Origin of the sequence: Lysinibacillus sp. FSL L8-0126 (assembly GCF_038630385.1) — a bacterium.
Classification (GTDB): domain Bacteria; phylum Bacillota; class Bacilli; order Bacillales_A; family Planococcaceae; genus Lysinibacillus; species Lysinibacillus fusiformis_D.
Map to the genome: position 1 here is coordinate 2089081 of NZ_CP152028.1, position 23102 is coordinate 2112182.

21 protein-coding genes and 1 riboswitch are annotated in these 23102 nt (G+C 37.8%); of the genes, 16 read left to right on the forward strand and 5 right to left on the reverse strand.

Going from position 1 to position 23102, the window contains the following annotated elements:
* The first annotated feature begins 180 nt into the window (after positions 1 to 180).
* The 7 genes from MHI34_RS10190 to MHI34_RS10220 all read left to right on the forward strand — a co-directional run bounded on the left by MHI34_RS10190 (position 181) and on the right by MHI34_RS10220 (position 10798).
* A complete protein-coding gene (locus MHI34_RS10190; protein WP_330493953.1) occupies positions 181 to 1575 on the forward strand; it encodes a protoporphyrinogen oxidase in 1395 nt (464 codons plus the stop codon).
* A 99-nt stretch (positions 1576 to 1674) separates the two neighbouring features.
* A riboswitch (SAM riboswitch) is annotated at positions 1675 to 1775 on the forward strand.
* 91 nt (positions 1776 to 1866) lie between these two features.
* Entirely contained in the window at positions 1867 to 3714 is a 1848-nt protein-coding gene (locus MHI34_RS10195; protein WP_089934270.1) for a bifunctional homocysteine S-methyltransferase/methylenetetrahydrofolate reductase, read from the forward strand.
* Entirely contained in the window at positions 3707 to 7138 is a 3432-nt protein-coding gene (gene metH, locus MHI34_RS10200; protein WP_036124594.1) for a methionine synthase, read from the forward strand. The genes MHI34_RS10195 and metH overlap by 8 nt, the downstream gene beginning before the upstream one ends.
* A 105-nt stretch (positions 7139 to 7243) precedes the next feature.
* Positions 7244 to 7744: an N-acetyltransferase family protein gene (locus MHI34_RS10205; RefSeq protein ID WP_340812190.1), complete on the forward strand. Its 501-nt coding sequence runs from the start codon at positions 7244 to 7246 to the stop codon at positions 7742 to 7744.
* Positions 7745 to 7854: 110 nt separating this feature from the next.
* Positions 7855 to 8886, forward strand: a complete 1032-nt coding sequence (locus MHI34_RS10210) for a fatty acid desaturase (RefSeq protein ID WP_036124589.1) — start codon at positions 7855 to 7857, stop codon at positions 8884 to 8886.
* Positions 8887 to 9157: 271 nt separating this feature from the next.
* The gene (locus tag MHI34_RS10215; protein WP_170829892.1) at positions 9158 to 10165 is read left to right on the forward strand and encodes a sensor histidine kinase; all 1008 of its coding nucleotides are present in this window, start codon (positions 9158 to 9160) and stop codon (positions 10163 to 10165) included.
* A 21-nt stretch (positions 10166 to 10186) separates the two neighbouring features.
* A complete protein-coding gene (locus tag MHI34_RS10220; RefSeq protein WP_036124587.1) occupies positions 10187 to 10798 on the forward strand; it encodes a response regulator transcription factor in 612 nt (203 codons plus the stop codon).
* A 39-nt stretch (positions 10799 to 10837) separates the two neighbouring features.
* Here the strand turns inward: MHI34_RS10220 and MHI34_RS10225 are convergent, their stop codons facing one another.
* From MHI34_RS10225 to MHI34_RS10235, 3 genes are all read right to left on the reverse strand, one after another.
* Complete coding sequence (locus tag MHI34_RS10225) at positions 10838 to 11812, reverse strand: proline dehydrogenase family protein (RefSeq protein ID WP_036124585.1); 975 nt, start codon at positions 11810 to 11812, stop codon at positions 10838 to 10840.
* Between the two features lie 74 nt (positions 11813 to 11886).
* Complete coding sequence (fetB, locus tag MHI34_RS10230) at positions 11887 to 12639, reverse strand: iron export ABC transporter permease subunit FetB (RefSeq protein ID WP_036124583.1); 753 nt, start codon at positions 12637 to 12639, stop codon at positions 11887 to 11889.
* Positions 12636 to 13367: a phosphate ABC transporter ATP-binding protein gene (locus MHI34_RS10235; protein ID WP_330493954.1), complete on the reverse strand. Its 732-nt coding sequence runs from the start codon at positions 13365 to 13367 to the stop codon at positions 12636 to 12638. Before MHI34_RS10235 ends, fetB begins: the two co-directional genes overlap by 4 nt.
* A 94-nt stretch (positions 13368 to 13461) precedes the next feature.
* Between MHI34_RS10235 and MHI34_RS10240 the strand changes: the two genes are divergently transcribed.
* On the forward strand, positions 13462 to 13962 hold the full coding sequence (locus MHI34_RS10240) for a methylated-DNA--[protein]-cysteine S-methyltransferase (RefSeq protein ID WP_036124579.1): 501 nt from the start codon (positions 13462 to 13464) through the stop codon (positions 13960 to 13962).
* Between the two features lie 136 nt (positions 13963 to 14098).
* On the opposite strand, the gene MHI34_RS10245 is transcribed toward MHI34_RS10240, so the two are convergent.
* Together MHI34_RS10245 and MHI34_RS10250 are read right to left on the reverse strand one after the other, a co-directional pair.
* Positions 14099 to 15397 (reverse strand): ammonium transporter, encoded by a 1299-nt coding sequence (locus MHI34_RS10245; RefSeq protein ID WP_342504397.1) that lies wholly within the window; start codon positions 15395 to 15397, stop codon positions 14099 to 14101.
* 15 nt (positions 15398 to 15412) lie between these two features.
* Positions 15413 to 15754, reverse strand: a complete 342-nt coding sequence (locus MHI34_RS10250) for a P-II family nitrogen regulator (protein WP_036124574.1) — start codon at positions 15752 to 15754, stop codon at positions 15413 to 15415.
* A 312-nt stretch (positions 15755 to 16066) separates the two neighbouring features.
* Here MHI34_RS10250 and MHI34_RS10255 point away from each other — a divergent pair, with 312 nt between their 5' ends.
* From MHI34_RS10255 to MHI34_RS10290, 8 genes are all read left to right on the forward strand, one after another.
* Complete coding sequence (locus MHI34_RS10255; protein WP_342504398.1) at positions 16067 to 17527, forward strand: nicotinate phosphoribosyltransferase; 1461 nt, start codon at positions 16067 to 16069, stop codon at positions 17525 to 17527.
* A 21-nt stretch (positions 17528 to 17548) separates the two neighbouring features.
* On the forward strand, positions 17549 to 18373 hold the full coding sequence (nadE, locus tag MHI34_RS10260) for an ammonia-dependent NAD(+) synthetase (protein ID WP_271911045.1): 825 nt from the start codon (positions 17549 to 17551) through the stop codon (positions 18371 to 18373).
* Positions 18374 to 18532: 159 nt separating this feature from the next.
* Positions 18533 to 18853 (forward strand): NAD synthetase, encoded by a 321-nt coding sequence (locus tag MHI34_RS10265; protein WP_342504399.1) that lies wholly within the window; start codon positions 18533 to 18535, stop codon positions 18851 to 18853.
* Between the two features lie 208 nt (positions 18854 to 19061).
* Positions 19062 to 19709: a hypothetical protein gene (locus tag MHI34_RS10270; RefSeq protein WP_342504400.1), complete on the forward strand. Its 648-nt coding sequence runs from the start codon at positions 19062 to 19064 to the stop codon at positions 19707 to 19709.
* Positions 19710 to 19769: 60 nt separating this feature from the next.
* Positions 19770 to 21041 (forward strand): NosD domain-containing protein, encoded by a 1272-nt coding sequence (locus MHI34_RS10275; RefSeq protein WP_342504401.1) that lies wholly within the window; start codon positions 19770 to 19772, stop codon positions 21039 to 21041.
* Positions 21038 to 21490, forward strand: a complete 453-nt coding sequence (locus tag MHI34_RS10280; protein WP_058845192.1) for a nitrous oxide reductase accessory protein NosL — start codon at positions 21038 to 21040, stop codon at positions 21488 to 21490. The genes MHI34_RS10275 and MHI34_RS10280 overlap by 4 nt, the downstream gene beginning before the upstream one ends.
* The gene (locus MHI34_RS10285; protein WP_058845191.1) at positions 21490 to 22290 is read left to right on the forward strand and encodes an ABC transporter permease subunit; all 801 of its coding nucleotides are present in this window, start codon (positions 21490 to 21492) and stop codon (positions 22288 to 22290) included. The genes MHI34_RS10280 and MHI34_RS10285 overlap by 1 nt, the downstream gene beginning before the upstream one ends.
* Positions 22287 to 22967, forward strand: coding sequence for an ABC transporter ATP-binding protein (locus tag MHI34_RS10290; protein ID WP_058845190.1), 681 nt, complete (start codon positions 22287 to 22289; stop codon positions 22965 to 22967). Before MHI34_RS10285 ends, MHI34_RS10290 begins: the two co-directional genes overlap by 4 nt.
* Positions 22968 to 23102 lie beyond the last annotated feature (135 nt).

Genomic DNA, 23102 nt, shown 5'->3' on the forward strand with positions numbered 1-23102 from the left:
TAGTACCTATAAATATGTGTATTTTTTGTAAACCTTGAAATGGAAATTCCATATGATTAAGCTAGAGCTATCTCACAGATGAGGTAGCTCTATTTTTGCTAAATTTGTAAAGGGTTTAACGTAATTTTCAATGAAAATAAGTTTATACTGTAGGAAGAACTAAAAATAGGGGCGGTTACTATGAAAACAGTTGTTGTATTAGGTGGCGGTATTACAGGATTATGCACAATGCATTATTTACAACGTCAAGTGAAGGAAAATAATGTAGATGTGCGTCTAGTGCTTGTAGAAAAAAATACATATTTAGGGGGCAAATTATATTCAACACATGAGCAAGGTTTTATTATGGAAACAGGTGCTGACTCGATTGTAGCTCGTCATAAAGGTGTTATGGAGCTTGTACAGGAGCTTGATTTTGAGGAGAATCTAGTTTACAACGAAACAGGTATTTCCTATATTTATACGAATAATGAATTACATGCCATTCCGGCAGATTCTACTTTTGGAATACCAATGAGTTTGGCATCCTTGGAGCAAAGCACATTGATTACAGAGCAAGGTAAACAAGATGCATTAAAAGATTTGACTTTACCAAACAAAGACTTCACAAAGGAAAGTTCAATTGGAGAGTTTTTAACTTATTATTTAGGGGAAGAGCTTGTAAAAAATCAAATTGCACCCGTTCTTGCAGGTGTTTATTCAGGTGATTTACACCAGCTTTCGATTGCCTCTACTTTACCGTACTTGATTGACTATAAGAACGAGTATGGAAGTATCATAAAAGGCTTTGATGCGAATCGTGAGCAATTTGCTAAAGCAGCCAATAAAAAGTTTATATCGTTCAAAAACGGTTTATCTTCTCTAATTGATCGTCTCGAACAAACATTAACCGATGTAGAGATCATCAAGGGTGTCGCAACTGTCAATGTTCAAAAGCAAGAAAACCACTATTCAATTGCCTTAGCTAATGGTGAAAGCATCGAGACAGATTATGTCGTTTTAGCACTGCCGAATGAGGCTGTTCAAGGCCTACTACAGGATGAATCATTAAACAGTTATTTTGACCAATTTACGACAGCTTCAGCAATTACGATCTATTTAGGTTTTGATGTACCAGACTCTAGATTGCCAGCAGATGGAACGGGCTATATTGTCTCACATAATTCTGACGTTACATGTAATGCTGCAACTTGGACAAGTCGTAAATGGAGGCATACATCAAGAGATCATAAATTACTTGTGCGACTCTTTTATAAAAGCATCAATCCAGCATATGAGCAACTCCATGCCATGTCTGACGAAGAATTAGCAGCGGTTGCTTTAGAGGATGTGCGCAAGAGCCTAGGAATAGAGGAACAGCCAACAGTTATTAATGTCACAAAATGGATTGATCAAATGCCAAAATATGATCTAGCTCACCGTGAAGCATTACAAGGTTTAGTTCAAGAATTACAAGAAAACTATCCTAATCTATCCATCGCAGGTTGTTCATACTTTGGGGTAGGGATTGGTGCTTGTATTCAAAATGGGAAGAAAATCGGTGAGGAGCTTGCAAAGGAACTAGCCAATTTCTAAGCTTTTAAGTGAAAAATATCTTTGTTATGTGAAATAGTCTTGACTCATTCGTCAGTAAACGATATGATTCTTTTAATTATTTAAAAAATTCATACTACATTCTTATCAAGAGAAGCAGAGGGACTGGCCCATTGAAGCTTCAGCAACCAACTTTTTTGTCAGGTGCTAAATCCAGAAGACCATTGAGTCGAAGATGAGAAGGAAAAAACAATGATGAGTCATTAAAGCCTTCTTTTTTTTATAAAAGAAGGCTTTTTATTATACAGAGATATAGGAAGAGAGGCTAGTTTAATGAGATTGCTTGAAAGGTTAAAAACGCATGTATTGACGGCAGATGGCGCAATAGGCACAGTACTTTATGGCTATGGTTTGGAGTATTGTCATGAGGAAATGAATGTACAGAAACCTGAGTTAATTGAAAAGATTCATAGAGAATATATTGCAGCTGGTGCTGATATCATCCAAACGAATACGTATGGTGCAAATGCCATTAAATTAGCTCGCTATGGATTAGAATCGCGTGTCCAACAATTTAATGAAGCAGCGATTACAATCGCAAAGCGAGCTGCGGCAGATGGAGGTCAGTTTGTCTTAGGGACAATTGGTGGTATTCGTGGTATTCGTAAAAGTGATGCAACGTTAGATGAAATCTTAGCAACTATTGAGGAGCAAGCGAGTGTTTTACTTGCTGGGAATCCAGACGGCCTTTTACTCGAAACCTATTATGATTTTGAAGAATTAACAGCTACCTTAAAGATGCTACGGACAAAGACAAAATTACCGATTATTGCGCAAGTTTCCATGCACGAACCTGGTGTTTTACAAAACGGTATGTCTTTAAATAACGCCCTGCATGAGCTAGAAAAACTTGGTGCGGATATTGTGGGTGTCAATTGTCGTTTAGGTCCACACCATACCATTCAGGCGTTTGAAGGTGTAGAACTTCCTGATAAGGCATTTATGTCGGCTTATCCGAATGCTTCACTCCTTGACTTAGAAGATGGTCGTGTCGTTTATGAGTCAGAAGCTGAATATTTTGGTCGAGCGGCTGTGGAATTACGTGATCAAGGGGTACGCTTAATTGGAGGCTGTTGTGGTACGACACCGAAGCATATAGCAGCAGCGAAGAAGTATTTAGAAGAGTTATCACCAGTTCATGAAAAGTATGCCAAACCGGAGAAGATTCAAATTGTTCGTGAAGCAGAGCCAACGAAGTATGAACCTCTTCATGAAAAAGTAAAGCGCGAACGCTCTGTCATTGTAGAGCTAGATACACCTAGACATCTAGAAATTGATGGTTTTTTGGAAGGGGCAAAACAATTGTATGATGCAGGAGCAGATGTCGTCATGATGGCAGACAATTCTCTGGCTTCTCCACGTATTAGCAATATTGCTATGGGTGCATTGTTGAAGAGTACTAATGGTGTACGTCCTCTAACACATATTACATGCCGAGATCGTAATTTAATCGGTCTACAATCACATTTAATGGGGTTAAATGCATTAGGAATTCATGATGTGTTAGCTGTTACTGGTGATCCAACAAAAGTTGGGGACTTCCCAGGTGCCACAAGTGTTTATGATGTCTCATCAATGGAGCTGATCCAATTAATTAAGCAGTTAAATCAAGGCATTTCCTTCTCAGGTAAACCACTTCGTAAAAAAGCAAATTTTTCAGTAGCTGCTGCATTTAATCCAAATGTCCGTGTATTAGATCGTGCTGTGGCACGCTTAGAGAAGAAAATTGAGTATGGAGCAGACTACTTTATTTCACAGCCAGTATATACGAAGGAAAAAATTGTGGAAATTTATGAGGCAACCAAGCATTTGCAAGCACCTATTTATATTGGTATTATGCCCGTTACAAGTTATAAAAGTGCTGAATTCTTACATCATGAGGTGCCAGGCATAAAATTATCTGAAGATGCCTTAACAAGAATGAAGGCCTGTGGTGAAGATAAAGAACGTGCAACATTTGAGGGGATTGCCATTGCGAAGGAATTAGTTGAGGTGGCTGCACAGTATTTCAATGGCATTTACCTTATCACTCCATTTTTACGTTATGATGTGACATTAGAGTTGATGAAATATATTGAGCAATTGGATGAACAGAAAAAAGGGGTAAGTATACATGGCTAAGCACTTGATTGAAAAGCAACTAGAGAAACGTATTTTAATTCTTGATGGCGCAATGGGAACAATGCTACAAAACGAAAACTTATCCGCTGAGGATTTTGGCGGGGAGGAGCTTGATGGCTGTAATGAAAATCTTGTGCTTACTAGACCTGATGTAATTAAGGAAATTCACCATAAATATTTAGAGGCAGGCGCAGATATTATTTGTACGAATACTTTTGGCGGGACACCTCTTGTGTTAAATGAATATGATCTTGGCGCAAAAGCGGAAGAAATTAATAAACGTGCCGTCGAAATTGCTCGTCAAGCAGTGGATAACTTTTCAACATCAGATTGGCCACGCTTTGTTGCTGGCGCAATGGGTCCAACAACAAAAACATTATCCGTAACTGGCGGTATTACATTTGATGAGCTAGAGGAAAACTTTTATGTACAGGCGAAGGCGTTAATTGAGGCAGGAGCAGACGTCCTTTTACTAGAAACTAGTCAGGATATGTTAAACGTAAAAGCAGGTACTCTAGGTGTAGCACGTGCTTTCGCGGCAACTGGCAAAGAACTACCCGTCATGATTTCAGGAACAATTGAACCGATGGGTACAACACTCGCAGGGCAAACGATTGATGCTTTTTATATTTCTATTGAACATATTAAACCACTATCCGTTGGCTTAAACTGTGCGACTGGACCAGAGTTTATGACGGATCATATTCGTTCATTAGCAGAGCTTTCCACAGGCTATATTAGCTGTTATCCGAATGCAGGCTTGCCGGATGAAGAAGGTTGCTATCATGAATCACCAGAATCTTTATCACAAAAATTAAAAGGCTTTGCAGAAAAGGGCTGGCTTAATATTGTAGGTGGATGTTGTGGGACGACTCCAGCTCATATCACAGCTATCCGTGAGGTTTTAAAAGATGAAAAACCACGCCAAATACCAGAGAAAACACATGGTCATGCGGTATCAGGAATCGAACCATTATTGTATGACGATTCTATGCGTCCATTATTTATTGGTGAAAGAACGAATGTTATAGGCTCTCGTAAATTTAAGAATTTAATCATTGATGGGAAGTTTGAAGAAGCTGCAGAAATTGCACGTGCGCAAGTAAAAAATGGTGCACATGTTATTGATATTTGTTTAGCCAACCCTGATCGTGATGAATTAGCTGATATGCGTGGTTTTATGCAGGAGGTTGTGAAAAAGGTTAAGGTTCCTCTTGTAATCGACTCGACAGATGAAAAGGTCATTGAGGAAGCATTAAAATTTTCTCAAGGAAAAGCCATCATTAACTCTATAAATCTAGAAGATGGTGAAGAACGATTTGATGCAGTAATGCCACTCGTAAAGAAGTATGGAGCCTCATTGGTAGTTGGAACCATTGATGAAATAGGAATGGCTGTTGATCGTCATCGCAAGCTTGAAATTGCCGAACGTTCCTATAAATTATTAACTGAAAAATGGGGACTTGCACCGGAGGATATCATTTTCGACCCGTTGATGTTCCCTGTAGGGACTGGTGATGAGCAGTATATTGGATCGGCTCTAGAAACAATTGAAGGAATTCGACTAATTAAAGAAAAGATGCCACAGACATTAACTGTACTGGGTGTAAGTAATATTTCATTTGGCTTACCACCAGTTGGCCGTGAAGTACTGAATGCTGTGTATCTTTATCATTGTACACAGGCCGGCTTAGATTATGCCATTGTCAATACAGAGAAACTAGAGCGTTATGCATCCATTCCAGAGGCAGAAATTAAACTTGCAAATGACTTACTGTTTAATACGAATGATGAAACATTAGCAGTATTCACAGACTTTTATCGTGATAAAAAGAAAGAAAAGACCGAAGCGGATATACCAAAAACGGTTGAAGGTCGTTTAGCTTATTATATTTTAGAAGGTACAAAAGAAGGGCTGATTGAGGATTTAGATGCTGCACGCGAAATCTTTGAGGCGCCACTTGATATTATTAATGGTCCTTTAATGGCTGGTATGGCTGAGGTAGGTCGATTGTTTAATGATAACCAACTCATTGTAGCGGAGGTTTTACAATCAGCAGGCGTGATGAAGGCTGCTGTTGCCCATTTAGAGCAATTCATGGAAAAGGATGAAGAGAGTGCTGGAAAAGGGAAAATGGTTTTGGCTACCGTTAAAGGAGATGTGCACGATATTGGGAAAAACCTTGTTGATATTATTTTAAGTAATAATGGCTATAAGGTTGTCGATTTAGGCATTAAAGTAACACCAGCACAATTGATTGAAGCGATTCGCAAGGAAAAACCAGATTTTATCGGGCTATCAGGCTTACTGGTAAAATCAGCGCAACAGATGGTCATTACTGCTCAGGATTTCAAAGAGGCTGGCATTGATGTACCGATTTTAGTTGGTGGAGCTGCACTTTCTCGACGCTTTACAGAAACAAAAATTGCAGATGAATACAACGGTCCAGTTATTTATTCAAAGGATGCTATGCAGGGATTAGAGCAAGCAAATCTATTAATGGGTAAGGAAACGCGTGCGAATTTCTTAGCTGAAATCCAGGAATCTCGTCAAAAACGTCTAGAGGCAGATGTAAAAAGAGCTGCACGTCCAGCTAAAGAGATAACAATAAAGCCAGTACGTACTGTAAAGGGAGCGTCAGTATTTTTACCAGCTGATTTACGTCGTCATGTGAAGAAAGACTATGCAGTATCGCATTTATATCCATATGTCAATATGCGTACATTGCTGGGACATCATTTAGGCTTGAAAGGGCAGGTTCAGCAATTGCTAGATGCCGGTGATTCACGAGCAACAGAGCTAAAGGATTTAGTAGATGATTATTTAAAAAGTGATTTATTAAAGCCTTCAGGTTTATATCAATTTTTCCCTGCTCAAGCGGATGGGGATGATGTCGTTGTTTATGATCCTGCCGATAGTAAAACAGAAATTGAACGTTTTACTTTCCCGCGCCAGCAAGTAGAACCATTTTTATGTCTTGCCGATTTCTTAAAAACGGTAGAGAGTGGAGAAATGGATTATATTGCGCTCATGGTGGTAACAGCAGGGCAAGGGGTTATGGCAACAGCTCGTCAGTTAAAAGATTCTGGCAAATTCCTTGAAAGCCATGCACTGCAATCGACTGCACTAGAATTAGCAGAGGGCTTTGCTGAACGTATGCATCAAGAAATACGTGACCAATGGGGCTTCCCAGATGCCACTGATTTTACAATGAGAGATCGTTTTGCAGCTAAATATCAAGGGCAACGTTTTTCTTTCGGTTATCCTGCGTGCCCTAACTTGGAGGATCAGGAAAAACTATTCGGCTTATTAAAGCCTGAGGATATTGGCGTTCACCTTACAGAAGGTTTTATGATGGAGCCTGAAGCATCTGTTTCAGCGATTGTTTTTGCTCATCCCGATGCTCGCTACTTCAATGTTTAAGGCGTAAAATAGGAGGATATAGATAGTCAATGAATTGACTATCTATATCCATTCCATTGAATCATTGAAGAGTGTGAGGACAATTTCATTAAGGAAGTGAGCAGGATGATTCGATTCATGGAAGAAAAAGATATACCTGAGGTTTTAGACATCTATAATGATATTATTTTAACAAGTAAGGCTGTCTACCGATATGATATACAAACTTTAGATGAAAAAATGCGATGGTATAAGGAGCAGCAAGCATTCGGCAATCCACTGCTTGTATTTGTGGAAAATGGGATTGTTGCTGGCTTTGCTACTTATAGTCAATTCCGTCCTTACCCTGGTTATCAATATACAATGGAGCATTCCGTCTACGTGCATAATGAGCATTATCAAAAGGGAATTGCAACGAAGCTCATGCATAAGCTTATAGCGATTGCAGAGGAGCGGGGTGTCAAAACACTCGTTGCTGGCATTGATGGAGAAAACATTGCTAGCATTAAAGTACATGAAAAATTAGGTTTTGAATATGCAGGTACAATTAAAAATGCAGGCTATAAATTTGAACAATGGCTAGACCTTGTGTTCTATCAGTTGCATTTGAATGGACCAACATCATAAAAAGGATATGACAAATGTCATATCCTTTTTATGATGTTTGCGTCTGTTACTGACTTGTACTCTTGTTTTATGATGAGGTCATAAGAAAAAAAGAAACGAGGGAGTAAAGGATGGCAACTATTAAAGAAAAAACAAAAAAGTTACGCCAAGATGTAGCGCCATTTGCTAAATCTAATACGGGTAAAAGTGTTTTTCAAATGATAAATACACTTGTACCGTTAATTGCATTGTGGGTGGCTGGTTACTTATTAGTAGATGTTTCACCTTGGCTAACAGTTGGCTTAAGTGCCATTTCAGCGGGGTTTGTCGTACGAACTTTTATTATTTTTCACGATTGCACACACGGATCATTTTTCAAAAGTAAAAAGGCAAACGACTGGGTTGGATTTTTTACTGGAGTGCTAACATCATTCCCATATGAAAAATGGAAACGTGAACATACAATTCACCATGCAACAAGCTCAAACCTAGACAAGCGTGGTATTGGTGATATTGATATGATGACAGTGGAAGAATATATGCAAGCTTCAAAGGGACAACGATTATGGTATCGCTTTTATCGTAACCCATTCGTTATGTTTGGGTTAGGACCATTATATATGGTGCTTATCTTAAATCGTTTTAATCGTAAGGATGCAAGAAAGAAAGAACGCTTGAACACAATTTTAACGAATATCGTTATGGTCGGAATTTGTGCTGCTTTAATTTTCTTCATGGGCTGGCAAGCATTTTTATTAGTCCAAGGCGTAACCTTATTTATTGCTGGTTCTTTAGGAATTTGGCTGTTTTATATTCAGCACACATATGAAGATTCTTATTTTGAACATGAATCAGAATGGGATTATGTTAAAGCCGCAGTGGAAGGTAGCTCGTATTATAAATTGCCAAAGATTTTACAATGGGTTACAGGGAATATTGGTTTCCACCATGTCCATCACTTAGCTCCTCGAGTACCTAACTATAATCTTGAAAAAGCACATAATGAAACGCCGCCTTTACACATGGCAACAACGATTACGTTACGTACAAGTTTAGAATCATTACGTTACAAGTTATATGATGAAGATCAAGGCAAATTTGTATCGTTTAAAGAAGTAAATGAAATCATCAAACGCAAAGCAAGAGGCAGTATTGCCGCTTAGTTGAAAACAGCCATCTCTGCAAACGAGATGGCTGTTTTATGTAAAAGGATGGGTTTTGTCTAAAGCATGTGCAGGCATAAATTAAATTTTCTTGTTATAATAAGGGAAAAGTAGGAAAGAGCGTGAGATTATGTTGAGGAAATGGCATAGTATTATTCCGAATAGTCCAATGCTCAGTGTATATTTATGGATTATTTTTTGTTTCCTACCGTTTTTCTTCATTTTTAGGAAATCATCTTATATCGAAATCTCGATTGGCATTACGTTTTTAATGCTTTATTTTATTTTCTATCGATTTTCCATGAATTCGAAAAGCGGTTTAGTTTATATGTGGATCAGCTTTGAAATGGCCATCAATATTGTCATGACCATCTTATATGGCTATGTGTATCTATCTATTTTCACAGCATTTTTTATTGGCAACATACGAAGACCTGTCGGCTTTTATATTATGTACGGTCTACATATTGGGTTTACAGTTATATCTACCGGTGTCGGCTTCTTTGTGGAGCTTCACTTATTTTTATCGCAGCTACCTTTTGTTGTGCTAACCATTCTAGCTGTTGTTCTTTTACCATTAACGATTTATTCCAAAAATAAACGTGAAAACTTAGAGGGGCAGTTAGAAACAGCTAATGAACGTATTGCCGAGTTAATTGTTTTTGAGGAACGACAACGAATTGCTCGTGATTTGCATGATACTTTGGGGCAAAAATTGTCCATGATTGGCTTAAAAAGTGATCTAGCTTCTAGGTTGATTGAACGTGATCCACAGCAGGCTTTGATTGAGATTAAGGATATACGCCAGACGGCAAGCATTGCCTTAAAAGAGGTTCGTGAATTGGTGTCAGACATGCGGACGGCAAAATTTGAGGATGAGCTAATGCGTATTTCTCAAATACTAAAGGCAGCAGAAATGGAGTTTGTTTTTGAAGGAGATAAAAATGCATTGCAAGTTCCGCCACTTGTCGAAAATGTTTTATGCATGTGCCTAAAAGAGGCGGTTAATAATGTTGTCAAACATAGTGGAGCAACAAAATGTGAAATTGCTTTCCATCAAAACTTTAAGGAAGTTTACTTAATCGTTCGGGATAACGGACAAGGTATTACGAAAAAACAAGCATGGAAAACGGGGAACGGATTGAAGGGAATGCGGGAACGCTTAGAGTTTATTAATGGGTCCTTTAAGATTGAAAGTGTTGAGGGTACTACATTAACGGTAACTATACCAGTGGCTATTACGCATCAAAATGTCAAAGAAAATCTGAAGAACATATAGAATAGAAAAGAGGCTTGTGACATGATACGAATTGTGATCGCTGAAGATCAGGGGATGCTATTAGGGGCTCTTCGCTCTTTACTTAGTATGGAAGAGGATATGGAGGTCGTCGGCTTAGCAAAAAATGGTGAGGAAGCATTGACGCTGGTGGCAGAGCATCAGCCTGATATTTGTATTATGGATATTGAAATGCCAGTGAAAACGGGACTAGACGCAGCAGAAGAAATGCATAGTATTGGCTCAGATTGTAAGGTCATTATTTTAACTACATTTGCCAGACCAGGTTATTTCGAGCGTGCTAGGAAAGCGAGCGTAAGAGGCTATTTATTAAAGGATAGCCCTATTGAGGAATTAGTAAGTGGGATTCGTACAATAATGGACGGTAAACGTATTTATGCACCAGAGCTTGTTGATTTTGTCTATGAGGATGATAGTGAAAATCCTTTAACAGAGCGTGAAAGCCAGGTGCTGACACTTGTGGCAGAGGGCAAGACGACAAAGGAAATTGCGGCAGAGCTATTTTTATCTGCTGGAACGGTACGTAATTATATTTCAACCATTTTAGAAAAACTAAATGTTGGTAATCGTATTGAGGCCATTGCACGCTTTAAAGAAAAAGGATGGAACAAATAAAGAGAACCTTATCGCATGAGCGCGATAAGGTTCGTTTTTTTACTTTTTGCGTTTTGTTATACGTCCAAGAACGAATGCACCTGCTGCTACAGCAAGAACAGTATTCGTTTTTTTCGTAAACACTTGTTTTGTTACAAGGTTAAGGTTTTGAGGACGCTCAGCTAAACGGCGCATAAAGTAGCCGTACCAATCTTCACCGAATGGAACGTACACACAGAAGTTATAGCCTTCTTTTGCAAGCTCTTTCTGCATATCAGTGCGGAAACCGTATAGCATTTGGAATTCAAATTTATCAAGTGGAATATTATGATCTGCAACAAAGCGTTTTACGTGTGCGATGATATTATGATCATGTGTTGCAATTGACGTAAATTTGCCGTGTAGCAAGTGATATTCAATCAACTCAATAAAGTTTAAATCAATATCTAATTTATCTTGATAGGCGACTTCTACAGGCTCTTTATAAGCACCTTTTACAATACGTAAACGGTAGTCCTTGAATTTTTCGATATCGTCTTTTGCACGGTAAAAGTAGGATTGAATAACTGTACCAACATTATTAAATGTTTTAGATAACTCTTCTACCATATCAAAGGATGTTTGAAGACGGCCGTAGTCTTCCATATCAAAGTTAACAAATATATCATAAGAAGCGGCTTTTTCTACTATTTCATACAGGTTGTCATAACAAAAATCAACATCAATGTCTAAACCTAATTGAGATGGTTTTAATGAAATATGTGCAGCAACACCGTTCTCATGGATGGCTTCGATTACAGTAAGGATTTTTTCTTTTGCAGCCGTTGCTTCTTCTTTACTTGAAACAAATTCACCTAGGTTGTCTACCGTACAAGAAATATTATGTGCATTTAGTTCTTTGATGCTTGCAATTGTTTCTTCAATATTTGTACCAGCTACTACACTCTGTGCTCCTAATTTTAGGCCATATTTCTTTGCAGCACTATTTAATAGTTGGTTTTCAGATAACTGGATGAAAAAATCGCGTAATAACATGGTCATTCTCCTAACTGCATTTTCTTTTTAGTATAACATAAATGTTTTAAACTATATTCATTTCAGCTTAACAATTATTTCATATCAAGTATTTGCATACGTTCATTAAATAGCACAGGATAACTTAAAAAACCAATCATGATACTGGATAATGTTGCTGTTGTTAAGAGCGCAAAGATGATTAAAAGTTGAAATTGGACAGCATGGATAGGGTCAGCCCCACCAATAATTTGCCCACTCATCATACCTGGTAGCTGTACTAAACCGATTGTTTTTTGGCTTTCAATCGTAGGAATCATACTAGCTTTTACGGCATTGATCAGTTGGCGATGAACGGCTTGTTTTGGCGTGCCACCTAGCGATAAAATTAATTCCATTTGATCTTTATGGCTACTAATTTCAGCTGTAAAACGATTTAAAAATAAAATGGACAGCACCATCGAATTGCCAATTAACATCCCACTAATCGGAATGATATACTGGGCAGTAGCTGGAACAATTTGAAATCCTAGCAAGACACCTTGTGTAACAATTTCTATGACGACAAGTGTCAGTGCTATTTTCCAAGTAATTCCTTTAATACCCACCCCTTTTTTTCGTGCATTTAATGTTGCGACGACAATCATTAGCGCTACCATGAGAAGTATATAACCATAACTATTGGCGTCAAAAACAAATTTTAAAATATAGCCGACAGCAAGCAATTGAACAATGGAACGTAACGTTGCAATGAGCGTATCTTTTTCAAGACCCAACTTTAATGTTTTAGATAATATGAGAGGAATACAGACAAAGATTAGGGTTAACGATAAGGCTGTAAATGTCATTGATTAACCCCCTGAACAAACGCTGCAACACGTGGATTCGTTGGGGCTTCAAGTAAAGCACTTTTACCAGTTTCAATTAACTCCCCATCCATCATAACCCATGTATAGTGACCAATTGTCAATGCTTGTTGCAAATTATGTGTAATCCAAATTATCGTGACATTGTATTTTTTGTTAATAGTAGCAATCAATTTTTCAATTTCTTGTACAGATTGACGATCCAGCGCAGATGTAATTTCATCTAATAATAAAATAGAGGATTGATTGATCAGGGTTCGTGCAATGGATACCTTTTGACGTTGTCCACCAGACAATTCACTTGTTGATTGGTGTAAGAAGCTTTCGTTTAATCCAACATCCTCTAAATATTGGACAGCCTCCTGCTGCGAGAGCTTTTGCCCCTGCAGTGTACGGGGAAGGGCAAGATTATCTAGCACTGTACCTGCTATCATTGGAGCTGCCTGTAAAGCAATACCAACATGTCTCCTTAAAGAGGTGGGTTCATATGTAGAAATAGGCTGATTTTTAATGAGTATATGCCCGTTTGTTGGTGACAGAAGACCATTACATAATTTAAGTAGCGTTGTTTTACCAGCACCAGAAGGACCGACAAGAGTCGTAATTTGCCCTTTTGGAAATGACCCAGTAATTGACTTTAATATCATTTTGTCATTTACTGAAAAATGAACTTGTTGAAAGTGAATGGCAGGCTCATATAACGTATTCATTTATTGAAACTCCTTTGTTATAGTCGGTAAAATAACTGTAGCATGAAATGACTGGAAGATGCAGTTTAAATAGTAGAAAGTAGGGGATTTGGAAATGCAAATATTGTATGTCGATACATTAACGTATACACAAGGGGATATGTATCTAGTGGCTTCAGATAAAGGTCTTGTCTATATAGGAACACCAAATGCATCATTTGAGGAAGTAGAAGTGTGGGCTAAAAAACCTTTTAAAGGGTATGGCTTTGAAGAAAATCCAGAAAAATTACAGCCATATAAGGCTCAGTTAACTGCTTATTTTAACAAGGAGCTTACTGAGTTTGACCTACCTGTCCATGTAAAGGGAACTCCTTTTCAATTAGCCGTTTGGGAAGCCCTAAAAGAATTGCCTTATGGTACAACAACATCCTATGGTAATATCGCACAACGCATTGGTAATCCGAAAGCAGTTAGAGCTGTAGGAACTGCAATTGGTGCAAATCCAATACTAGCGATTATTCCATGCCATCGAGTCATTGGCAAAAATGGTCAATTAACAGGCTTCCGAAGTGGCCTCGCTATGAAACAGTTTTTACTTGAGTTAGAGCAAGTTTAAATTAAGTGAAGGTTGATGAAGGCTGGTTTGAGCAATGGGAAGAGCGTTTCGAGCGAAAAATGGAAATAATTACCTAACTAAAAAAGAAAAATCTGCCCCCATCATCTAGAGATACAGGAGCAGATTTTTCCACTAGCTATACATGTTGTTCTTCTTGGACATTGCTTTGTGATTTACCGAAATGTGTTAAGCGATGAGCAAAGGTTTCTCCTCTTACAGCAGAGCTTTTGAAAATGTCTTGGAATTCGTAAGCAGGAGCACCATGCTCCATTACATCTAAACCAGCAATCTCTTCTTCAGCTGTTACACGTAATGGGATAAATGCTTTGATAATCAATAAGCCTGCTGACACAGATACGCTAACCCAGGCAACTGTTGCGATGACACCGATTGCTTGAATCCCCAGTAGACCAAAACCACCGCCATACAATAAACCTTGACCACCAATGTCAAATAAACCAACTGCCAATGTTCCCCAAATACCACAAATACCATGAACCGCAATCGCTCCAACAGGATCATCTACTTTTAGCTTCCATTCAAGGAAACGTACACCTTCTACAAGTAATGGCGCGGCGATTAAGCCGATGATGAGGGAGCCCATGATACTGACATTCGCAGCACCAGCCGTAATCCCTACAAGCCCGGCTAATGCACCGTTTAATGTAAGGGAGCCATCAATATGACCGTAACGGAATTTCGTATAGAAAGCGGTAGCAACTACACCAGCAGCTGCTGCAAAGAATGTATTGGAAATAACACTAGGAACAAGTTCAGGATCGGCAGCTAACGTTGAAGCTCCATTAAAGCCAAACCAACCAAACCAAAGTAAAAATACGCCTAAAGCTCCTAATGGGATACTGTGTCCTGTAATTACATTTACTCGACCATTTTCATATTTACCAAGTCGAGGTCCAACCATAACAGCTGCGACAAATGCTGCGACAGCCCCCGTTAAGTGAACAACTGTAGAGCCGGCAAAATCAACAAAGCCTAGATCTGTTAACCAGCCTTGCCCACTCCAAACCCAGTGACCAACAACAGGATAAACAACTAGAGACATAAGTATAATGATGCCGATATAAGCAAAAATATTAGTACGTTCTGCGACAGCGCCAGACAAAATCGTTGCTCCAGTTGCAGCAAACATTGTTTGGAAGATAAAGAAGGAAAGATCATCTACTCCTTTTAAAGCAAAACCGCTAGTGCCGAAAATACCACCTACTGTGTCGCCGAACATAATGGCGTAACCACATAAAAAATAGACAATGCCACCAAGGGAAATCGTTAGGAAATTCTTCATGATGATATTGACGGCATTTTTCGAGCGGGTAAATCCAGCCTCGACCATAGCAAAACCAGCGTGCATAAAGAATACTAAAATAGTGCCAAGCATCACCCAAATTAAATTAACCGATAATAATACTGCATCCATCTACATCTTCCCCCTTTACTCTACTGCAATCGATCCGACTTCTTTTGTTCGGATACGAATTGCTTGTTCTACTGGATAAATGAAAATCTTTCCGTCCCCGACCTTGCCAGTTGCTGCTTCACGCAATAAAATCTCTACGATGGCATCGATTTTCCCATCGTCCACAATCATTTCCAATTTCAATTTAGGTAAAAATTCAATTTCATACGTATTGCCGCGAAAGAGTCCTGTTCTACCTAACTGACGACCACAGCCGGCAATTTCAGAGACGCTTAAACCTGCAATTCCTTCCTTTGCAAGTCCGTCCCGAACGGCCCCAAAAACTTCAGGACGAATGATTGCTTCAATTTTTTTCATGTGTACCAGCTCCTTGCGTAAATTTAATTTACATGTTAAAGCGGAATAAAAATCAATGCAATTGTTTTTTTAGAATGCATGTTATATTACCTTACATCTTATATTTCTATTCTCGAAATAGTTTGCAGAAAATGTTTTTATAAAAGGAATGAAAGCGGTACTAAAAAATGTGTCTTAAATGTGAACAGTTCTAAATTTTCTGACTATTTATGTTAGAAAACCTAACATCAAATAGAAGATATGTAAAACGCAAGAATTTGGGTATATAGTGTATACTAGGACTAATTATCAAAGCGGAAGAAGGGGTTTCTTTTGAGATCAAACTATGCAGATGATAGCTTAGCGCTACACACAGACTTATATCAAATTAATATGGCAGAATCCTACTGGGCGGATGGCATACATAATAAAAAAGCAGTTTTTGAATTATATTTTAGGAAATTACCTTTTGGTAATGGCTATGCCATATTTGCTGGGTTAGAGCGAATGCTTGATTATCTACGTGACTTTCATTTTAGTGAATCGGATATTGCGTATTTACGTGATGAAGTAGGTTATAAAGAGGATTTTATCCAGTATTTAAAAAACATTCGATTCACAGGGGATATGTATTCCATGGTAGAAGGGGAGTTAGTTTTCGCTAATGAACCAATTGTCCGAATTGAAGCTCCGTTAGTGGAGGCACAGCTAATTGAAACAGCATTACTTAATATTGTTAACTATCAAACATTAATTGCCACAAAGGCAAGCCGTATTAAACAAATTACTAAAAATGAAGTGGCGATGGAATTTGGGACAAGGCGTGCACAGGAAATGGATGCTGCTATTTGGGGAACGCGGGCAGCGTTTATTGGTGGTTTTGCTTCCACAAGTAATGTTCGAGCAGGTAAACTTTTTAAGATTCCTGTCTCTGGTACACATGCCCATGCGTTAGTACAAGCTTATAAAAATGATTATGATGCATTCCATGCTTATGCTAAACGTCATCGTGATTGCGTTTTTTTAGTAGATACTTACAATACATTGAAATCAGGTGTGCCAACTGCTATTAAAGTAGCTAAAGAGCTAGGAGACAAAATTAACTTTATTGGCATACGTTTAGATAGCGGTGATATCGCGTTTTTATCAAAAGAAGCTCGTCGTATGTTGGATGCTGCAGGCTTCCAGGATGCCAAAATCATTGTCTCGAATGATTTAGATGAATACACAATCTTAAATTTAAAATCTCAAGGTGCAAAAGTAGATGTTTGGGGAATTGGTACAAAGCTTATTACAGCTTATGATCAGCCTGCATTAGGTGCAGTTTATAAAATGGTGGCTATCGAAAATAGCGAAGGGCAACTTGAAGATACGATAAAAATCTCGGCTAATGCGGAAAAGGTATCCACGCCAGGATTAAAAAATGTCTATCGTATTATCGATAAAAAGAATGGAAAGGCAGAGGGAGATTACATCACAATGCACGATGAAAATCCTCAAGCTGAGGAACGTATTAAAATGTTCCATCCAATTCATACGTTTGTCTCAAAGTTTGTCACGAATTTTGAAGCAAAAAATTTACATCAGCATGTTATTAAAAACGGAGCAATAAATTATCAAAATCCTACATTAGAGGAAATGCGTGATTATGCTACGGAAAATTTAGAATTGTTATGGGATGAATATAAGCGTGCGATGAATCCTGAAGAGTATCCAGTCGATCTCAGCCAAAAATGCTGGGATAATAAAATGCGTAATATTGAAGAAGTGCACAATATGGTTAAGCAAATGTAAATAAGAGGAGTGACGGGTACAATGACTTTACAACAACAAATTATTGAAGAATTACGTGTATTGCCTACTATTAATGTACAGGAAGAAATACGTAAATCCATTGATTTTTTAAAGGAATATGCACAACACTATAGCTTTGTAAAAGGATTCGTTCTTGGTATTTCTGGTGGTCAAGATTCGACGTTAACAGGAAAACTAGCACAGTTGGCAATTGATGAACTAAATGCAGAGGCTGGGGAAATGAAGTATTCTTTTTTGGCTGTACGTTTACCATATGGCGTGCAGGCTGATGAACAAGATTGTCAGGATGCCATTGATTATATAAAACCAACGAAAATTTACACTGTGAATATAAAAAATGCTGTAGATGCTAGTGTGTTGGCTTTAGCAAATGCAGGCGTTGAGCTGAATGATTTTGTGAAAGGGAATGAAAAAGCTCGTGAGCGTATGAAGGTGCAATATTCAATTGCCGCGATGAATGGGGCAGTTGTGTTAGGAACGGATCATGCTGCGGAGGCTATTACGGGGTTTTATACAAAATTTGGTGATGGTGGAGCGGACTTAATGCCGATTTTTCGTCTAAATAAACGACAAGGTAAGCAACTGTTAGCAGAACTTAAATGTCCTGAGCATCTTTATAAAAAGGTGCCAACAGCGGATTTAGAGGAGAATCGTCCATCATTGCCAGACGAAGTGGCACTTGGTGTATCATATGATCAAATTGATGATTATTTAGAGGGAAAAGAAATTCCTGAAGAACCACGCCGAATCTTAGAAGGATATTATTTGCGTTCTCAACATAAACGTCATATGCCAATTACGATATTTGATGATTTTTGGAAGTAAGATGAGTGAAAAGAGTTATGAAAAAGTGAACTTCGCTTTTGAAAATAGCTCTTTTCTCTCTTTTTTTATGCCATTTGGTTCTATGTTGTTAATTATCAGCATATAATGTCGATATAATTACCTATAAGGATAATAAAATGTAGGGGAGGGTAACTTTTTATGAGGACTTCTAGAGTGAGTGCAACGACAAGCAGTGTTTTTCGGCAAGAAAATCAGTATTTGCATGCTGGGGATATTAGCCATAACTTTGGGCAAAATCCACAAAAACTATTTAAAAATAGTTTGCAAAAAAATAAAGAGAAGAAGCACAGTTCAATAAATGCACCAAATCAACAGCAGCAACATCAACATACAGCGCCTATTCATATGGATAGTGCTAGTGATTTACAAATTCGTTGGGAATTAAATGAAACTGCGTTAAAGCTAAGCCGTTTAAGCAAACAAAAGAAGCGACTCAATAGTTACCGTTCTTCCATATAAATAACGAGCTCTCCACATGCATAGTGTGGGGAGTTTTTATATAAGAGTGGAAAAAGAATTGCTCTAAATTCAAAATATTTGAAGTGAAGATGTTCATTGAATGTTCAAGATAATTTTTCCAATTCTTCACTCCGATTTTTAACTAATTTCACAACTAATCTGTAATGTAGAGTATAGCAACAGAAAACTAAATTTGGAGGAAATAGTTGTGAAAAAATTATGGTTACCTGCACTAATATTATTATTTGTACTTGCAGCATGTGGCAGTGAAAAAGCCCAAGTGAAAGAGAAGGAAACGGAGCAAGAGGCTACGAAAAATGAAACAGCAACATTGAAAGAAGATTCTGTCCAGGTTGCTTCGCTAGTAGACCCACGGTTACAAGAGCCAAAGGAAGATACAGTTTGTGAAATGTGTAATATGAAGGTTTACATGAAAGATCACGAGATGGGAGTATTTTCAACACAAGCTATAAAAGAAGATGGGTCCATTGCTTTTTATGACGATATTGGCTGTTTGTTAAATGCGGAGGTTGCCAATGAAGAAAAAAATGAAAAATTTGTCCGTGATTTTGTGACAAAGGATTGGGCAAAGGTTGAAGATGTAACTATTGTGAAAACAGAGTTAAAATCTCCAATGAACTGGGGCTATATTTATTTTGTGAACAAGGCTGAAGCAGATAAATATATCCAAGAAAATTCGAAAGCTTACGTTGAAGATCTACAAAAAATTAAAGATGATGCATTGGAGAGACGTAAGAAGAAAATGATGCAAAAAAAGGCTGAGGAAGAAAATGGCGAATCTGGTTCCATGCATTCGAATGAAATGAATCATGAACAAAAGGGACACAGTCATTAAAGCGTTAGACTAGGGGGCATTCCTCTAGTCTTTTCATGCTGAATGGGGAGGTGAAGAGTGATGAAACAAATCAGTTTTTTCTTTTTGTTTTTTCTATTTACAAGTCAAACGGCATATGCGGAATTTGATATTCAATTTGCTATTGATCAAGCGAAAACTGGAGAGATTATTCATATTCCTGCTGGTCGTTACCAAGGGAATTTTACGGTGAAGAAACCAATTATACTACGCGGAGAAGAGGGGGTTGAGTTGTATTCTTTAAATAATAACCCTGCACTAAAAATTGAACATGTAGCTAATGTCTCTGTAGAAAATATAATGATAAGTGCAAAAAACAAAGGCATTGTAGCCAATGAGGCAGAGAATCTAGAGTTGAGAGAGATAGAGGTAAAAGATGTTCAAGTAGGTATCCATATTCAACGTTCAAAGCATGTTCGAATTTTAGAAAATAGGATTATTGGTAATCAGTCACATTATGCTGAAAAAGGCAATGGGATTGCTGTGTTTAAAAGCGAGGACATTGCCATCGAACAAAATACTATTGAACAAGTGCAAGATGGTATATACGTAGAAGAAGTGAAGCAAATCGATGTTCAACGAAACAAGGTGACGAATAGCCGTTACGGAACACACTTTATGTATTCGAGTGGTGTGGAGGTGCTTTTCAATACGTATTTACATAATGTTACAGGTCTAATGATCATGATGACTACTGACTTAGAAATAGCTAATAATACAGTCAGTAGCCATAACGATTTCAATAGCTATGGTCTTTTAATGTATGACACTCAGCAAGCAATGATAAGAAAAAATAGCTTTCATAATAATCGAGTAGGTGTAGCATTGCAAAAAAGTTCAGACATTCAAATACAAGAAAATCGCTTTCGAATGAATCAGACCGCATTAGAAGGTACAAAGGTAGAGGATGACTCAATCATAAATGATAATCAGTTTACGGGAAATATATTAACGGCAAGATCAGACCACCAAGGTTTGCGTCTCATTGGCAATTTTTATGATGATTATACTGGGATAGATGTTGCGGGCGATGGTTTCGGGGATGTTCCCTACGTAGCTGTATCGAGCTTTGGACAGTGGATGGTGAGACAACCAGTTTATCAATTTTTTGTAGCATCACCAAGCGTCATGATCTTGACGTCACTAGATCAGCAAATTAATAAAACAGAACAAAATCTACTCGTAGATAATGAACCAAAATTACTTAGCGATATGAGAAAGACGGAGTTTTCGATAAATATCATACAATTGTTAATTGGTCTAGTGGTATCTATGTGTGGTTTATGGTTTTGGAAAAGAGGGATGCGAATATGACTAGATGGATAACTATTTTGATTTTATGCAGTGCACTATTGGTAGGATGTAGCGATAAAACATATAAACCACGTGAGATTATCAGTGAAACAGATGTTTGTGAAATTTGTAATATGAGTATTGTTCATAATGAATATGCTGGACAGATTGTTTTGAAAAATGGAGACTATGAGATTTTTGATGATATTGGGTGTCTGATGGAATATCTTGAGCTAAATGGTGAGGATGAAGTTGGCGCAGCCTATATTAAAAATAAGGCAAACAATGAATGGATTGACATTTATAAAGCGACATTTGTGTACAACAAAGAGTATTGGACTCCGATGAACTATGGAGTTCTAGCATTTGCGACAAAAGATGAAGCGCAAAAATGGATGACTAATGAAGGAGATGGTCAACTATTGGCTTATCAGGATTTGCTAACGTTTAATTGGGGGATACATGAGTGATGTTTGTGAAAATAGAGCTGAAGCAAATTTTAAGAAGTCGTTGGATGCAACTAGTAGCCTTTCTTTTTACATTTGTTTTTGTAGCAATTATTGTCATTCAACAAATGGCTTTACCTGATATCGAGGGTTTTACACGTCAAACAGCATCATTTTTAAATGTATTATTGTTTCTATTACCATTATTTATTGTAAGCATTGGAAGTATGAGTATAGCTGGTGATATAGAATCTGGTTGGTATTCGTTACTAAAAACCTATCCGATGAAACGACGACAATATATTATAGGCAAATATGTAGCAACATCACTTGCCTTTTTACTGGTTGTGTTAGTGGCATTTGGTGTTGTCTTAGCATTAGGTGGTTTTTTAGGCGGCGTACGATTACCGTTTGTTTTAGTTACCCTCACGCTATTAAGTATCTTTATTTTTGTATCAATAGGTATTGCACTGGGGGCATTTGCCCAAACAAGGTTATTTGCACTAGCATTATCACTTGTTGTATGGTCCTTTTTTTTATTGCTTATATCTTATGCTTTAATGGCTCTAGGTGCAGTTGTAGCTGGTCATGTTTTACAAAAGCTTACCATCATAACGATACATATAAATCCTGTGGAATGGCTGCGCTTTGGTTATTTTATATTCAGCAATCAAGCTAGTGTGCTTGGTCCAGCGTTTTATGGAGTAACGAAGTTTTATTTGTCGCCATTGGGTCACGTGGTATATGGGATTGTGACGACTTGTTGGATTGTTTTGCCGCTTATGCTTGCTACGAAGTTATTAAAGGGGGACCAGCAACGATGATTCTTTTAGAAGCGAAAAATGTAGCTAATGTCTATGATAATGATAGAGGTTTAAAAGAAGCAACCTTTACATTGCATTCAGGTCGAATTTTAGCGCTGGTTGGAGGCAATGGAGCAGGAAAGAGTACGTTGATTCGACTATTAACGGGTCAAGAAAAGCAAAAATCTGGGGAAATGATATGGCATAAACCACAAGCAATTCGTTATATGCCTGACGATGTAGATTTCCCTACTATGCTAACTGCCGCTGAAATTTTAGAGTTGTTGGCATCTTTAAAACAAGTAGATAAATATGAACAAGAGCACGTTTTGAAGCGCGTTTCCTTGTGGGACGTTCGCAGGCAACAGGCTAAACAGTTTTCTAAGGGAATGCTACAACGATTAAATCTTGCGCAAAGCTTACTTGGCAGCGGTTCTTTGTTGATCTTAGATGAACCGACTAATGGCCTTGATCCGTTTTGGATAGCGCAGCTGAAAAATATGATGTTGGAGGAAAAGGAGAAAGGGAATACGGTCATATTTTCTACACACTTGCTGTCTTTTGCTGAAGAAATAGCAGATGATATATTAGTTTTACATGAAGGGAAAATTATTGTTTCTGGGACGATAACTAATATTTTTTTACAAGAAGATGCTACATCGTTGGAAGAAATATGGTTAAAAAGAATAAATTTGTAACATTCTATTACGGAATGACGTTATATAATAAGGACTAGGCTTGTTTGATAACATTCAAACAAGCCTTCTTTATGAGGATCAATAGTATGTAGCGGTTTCAGATAATTGTTTTAGAAGACAGATTTCGCTATGCTT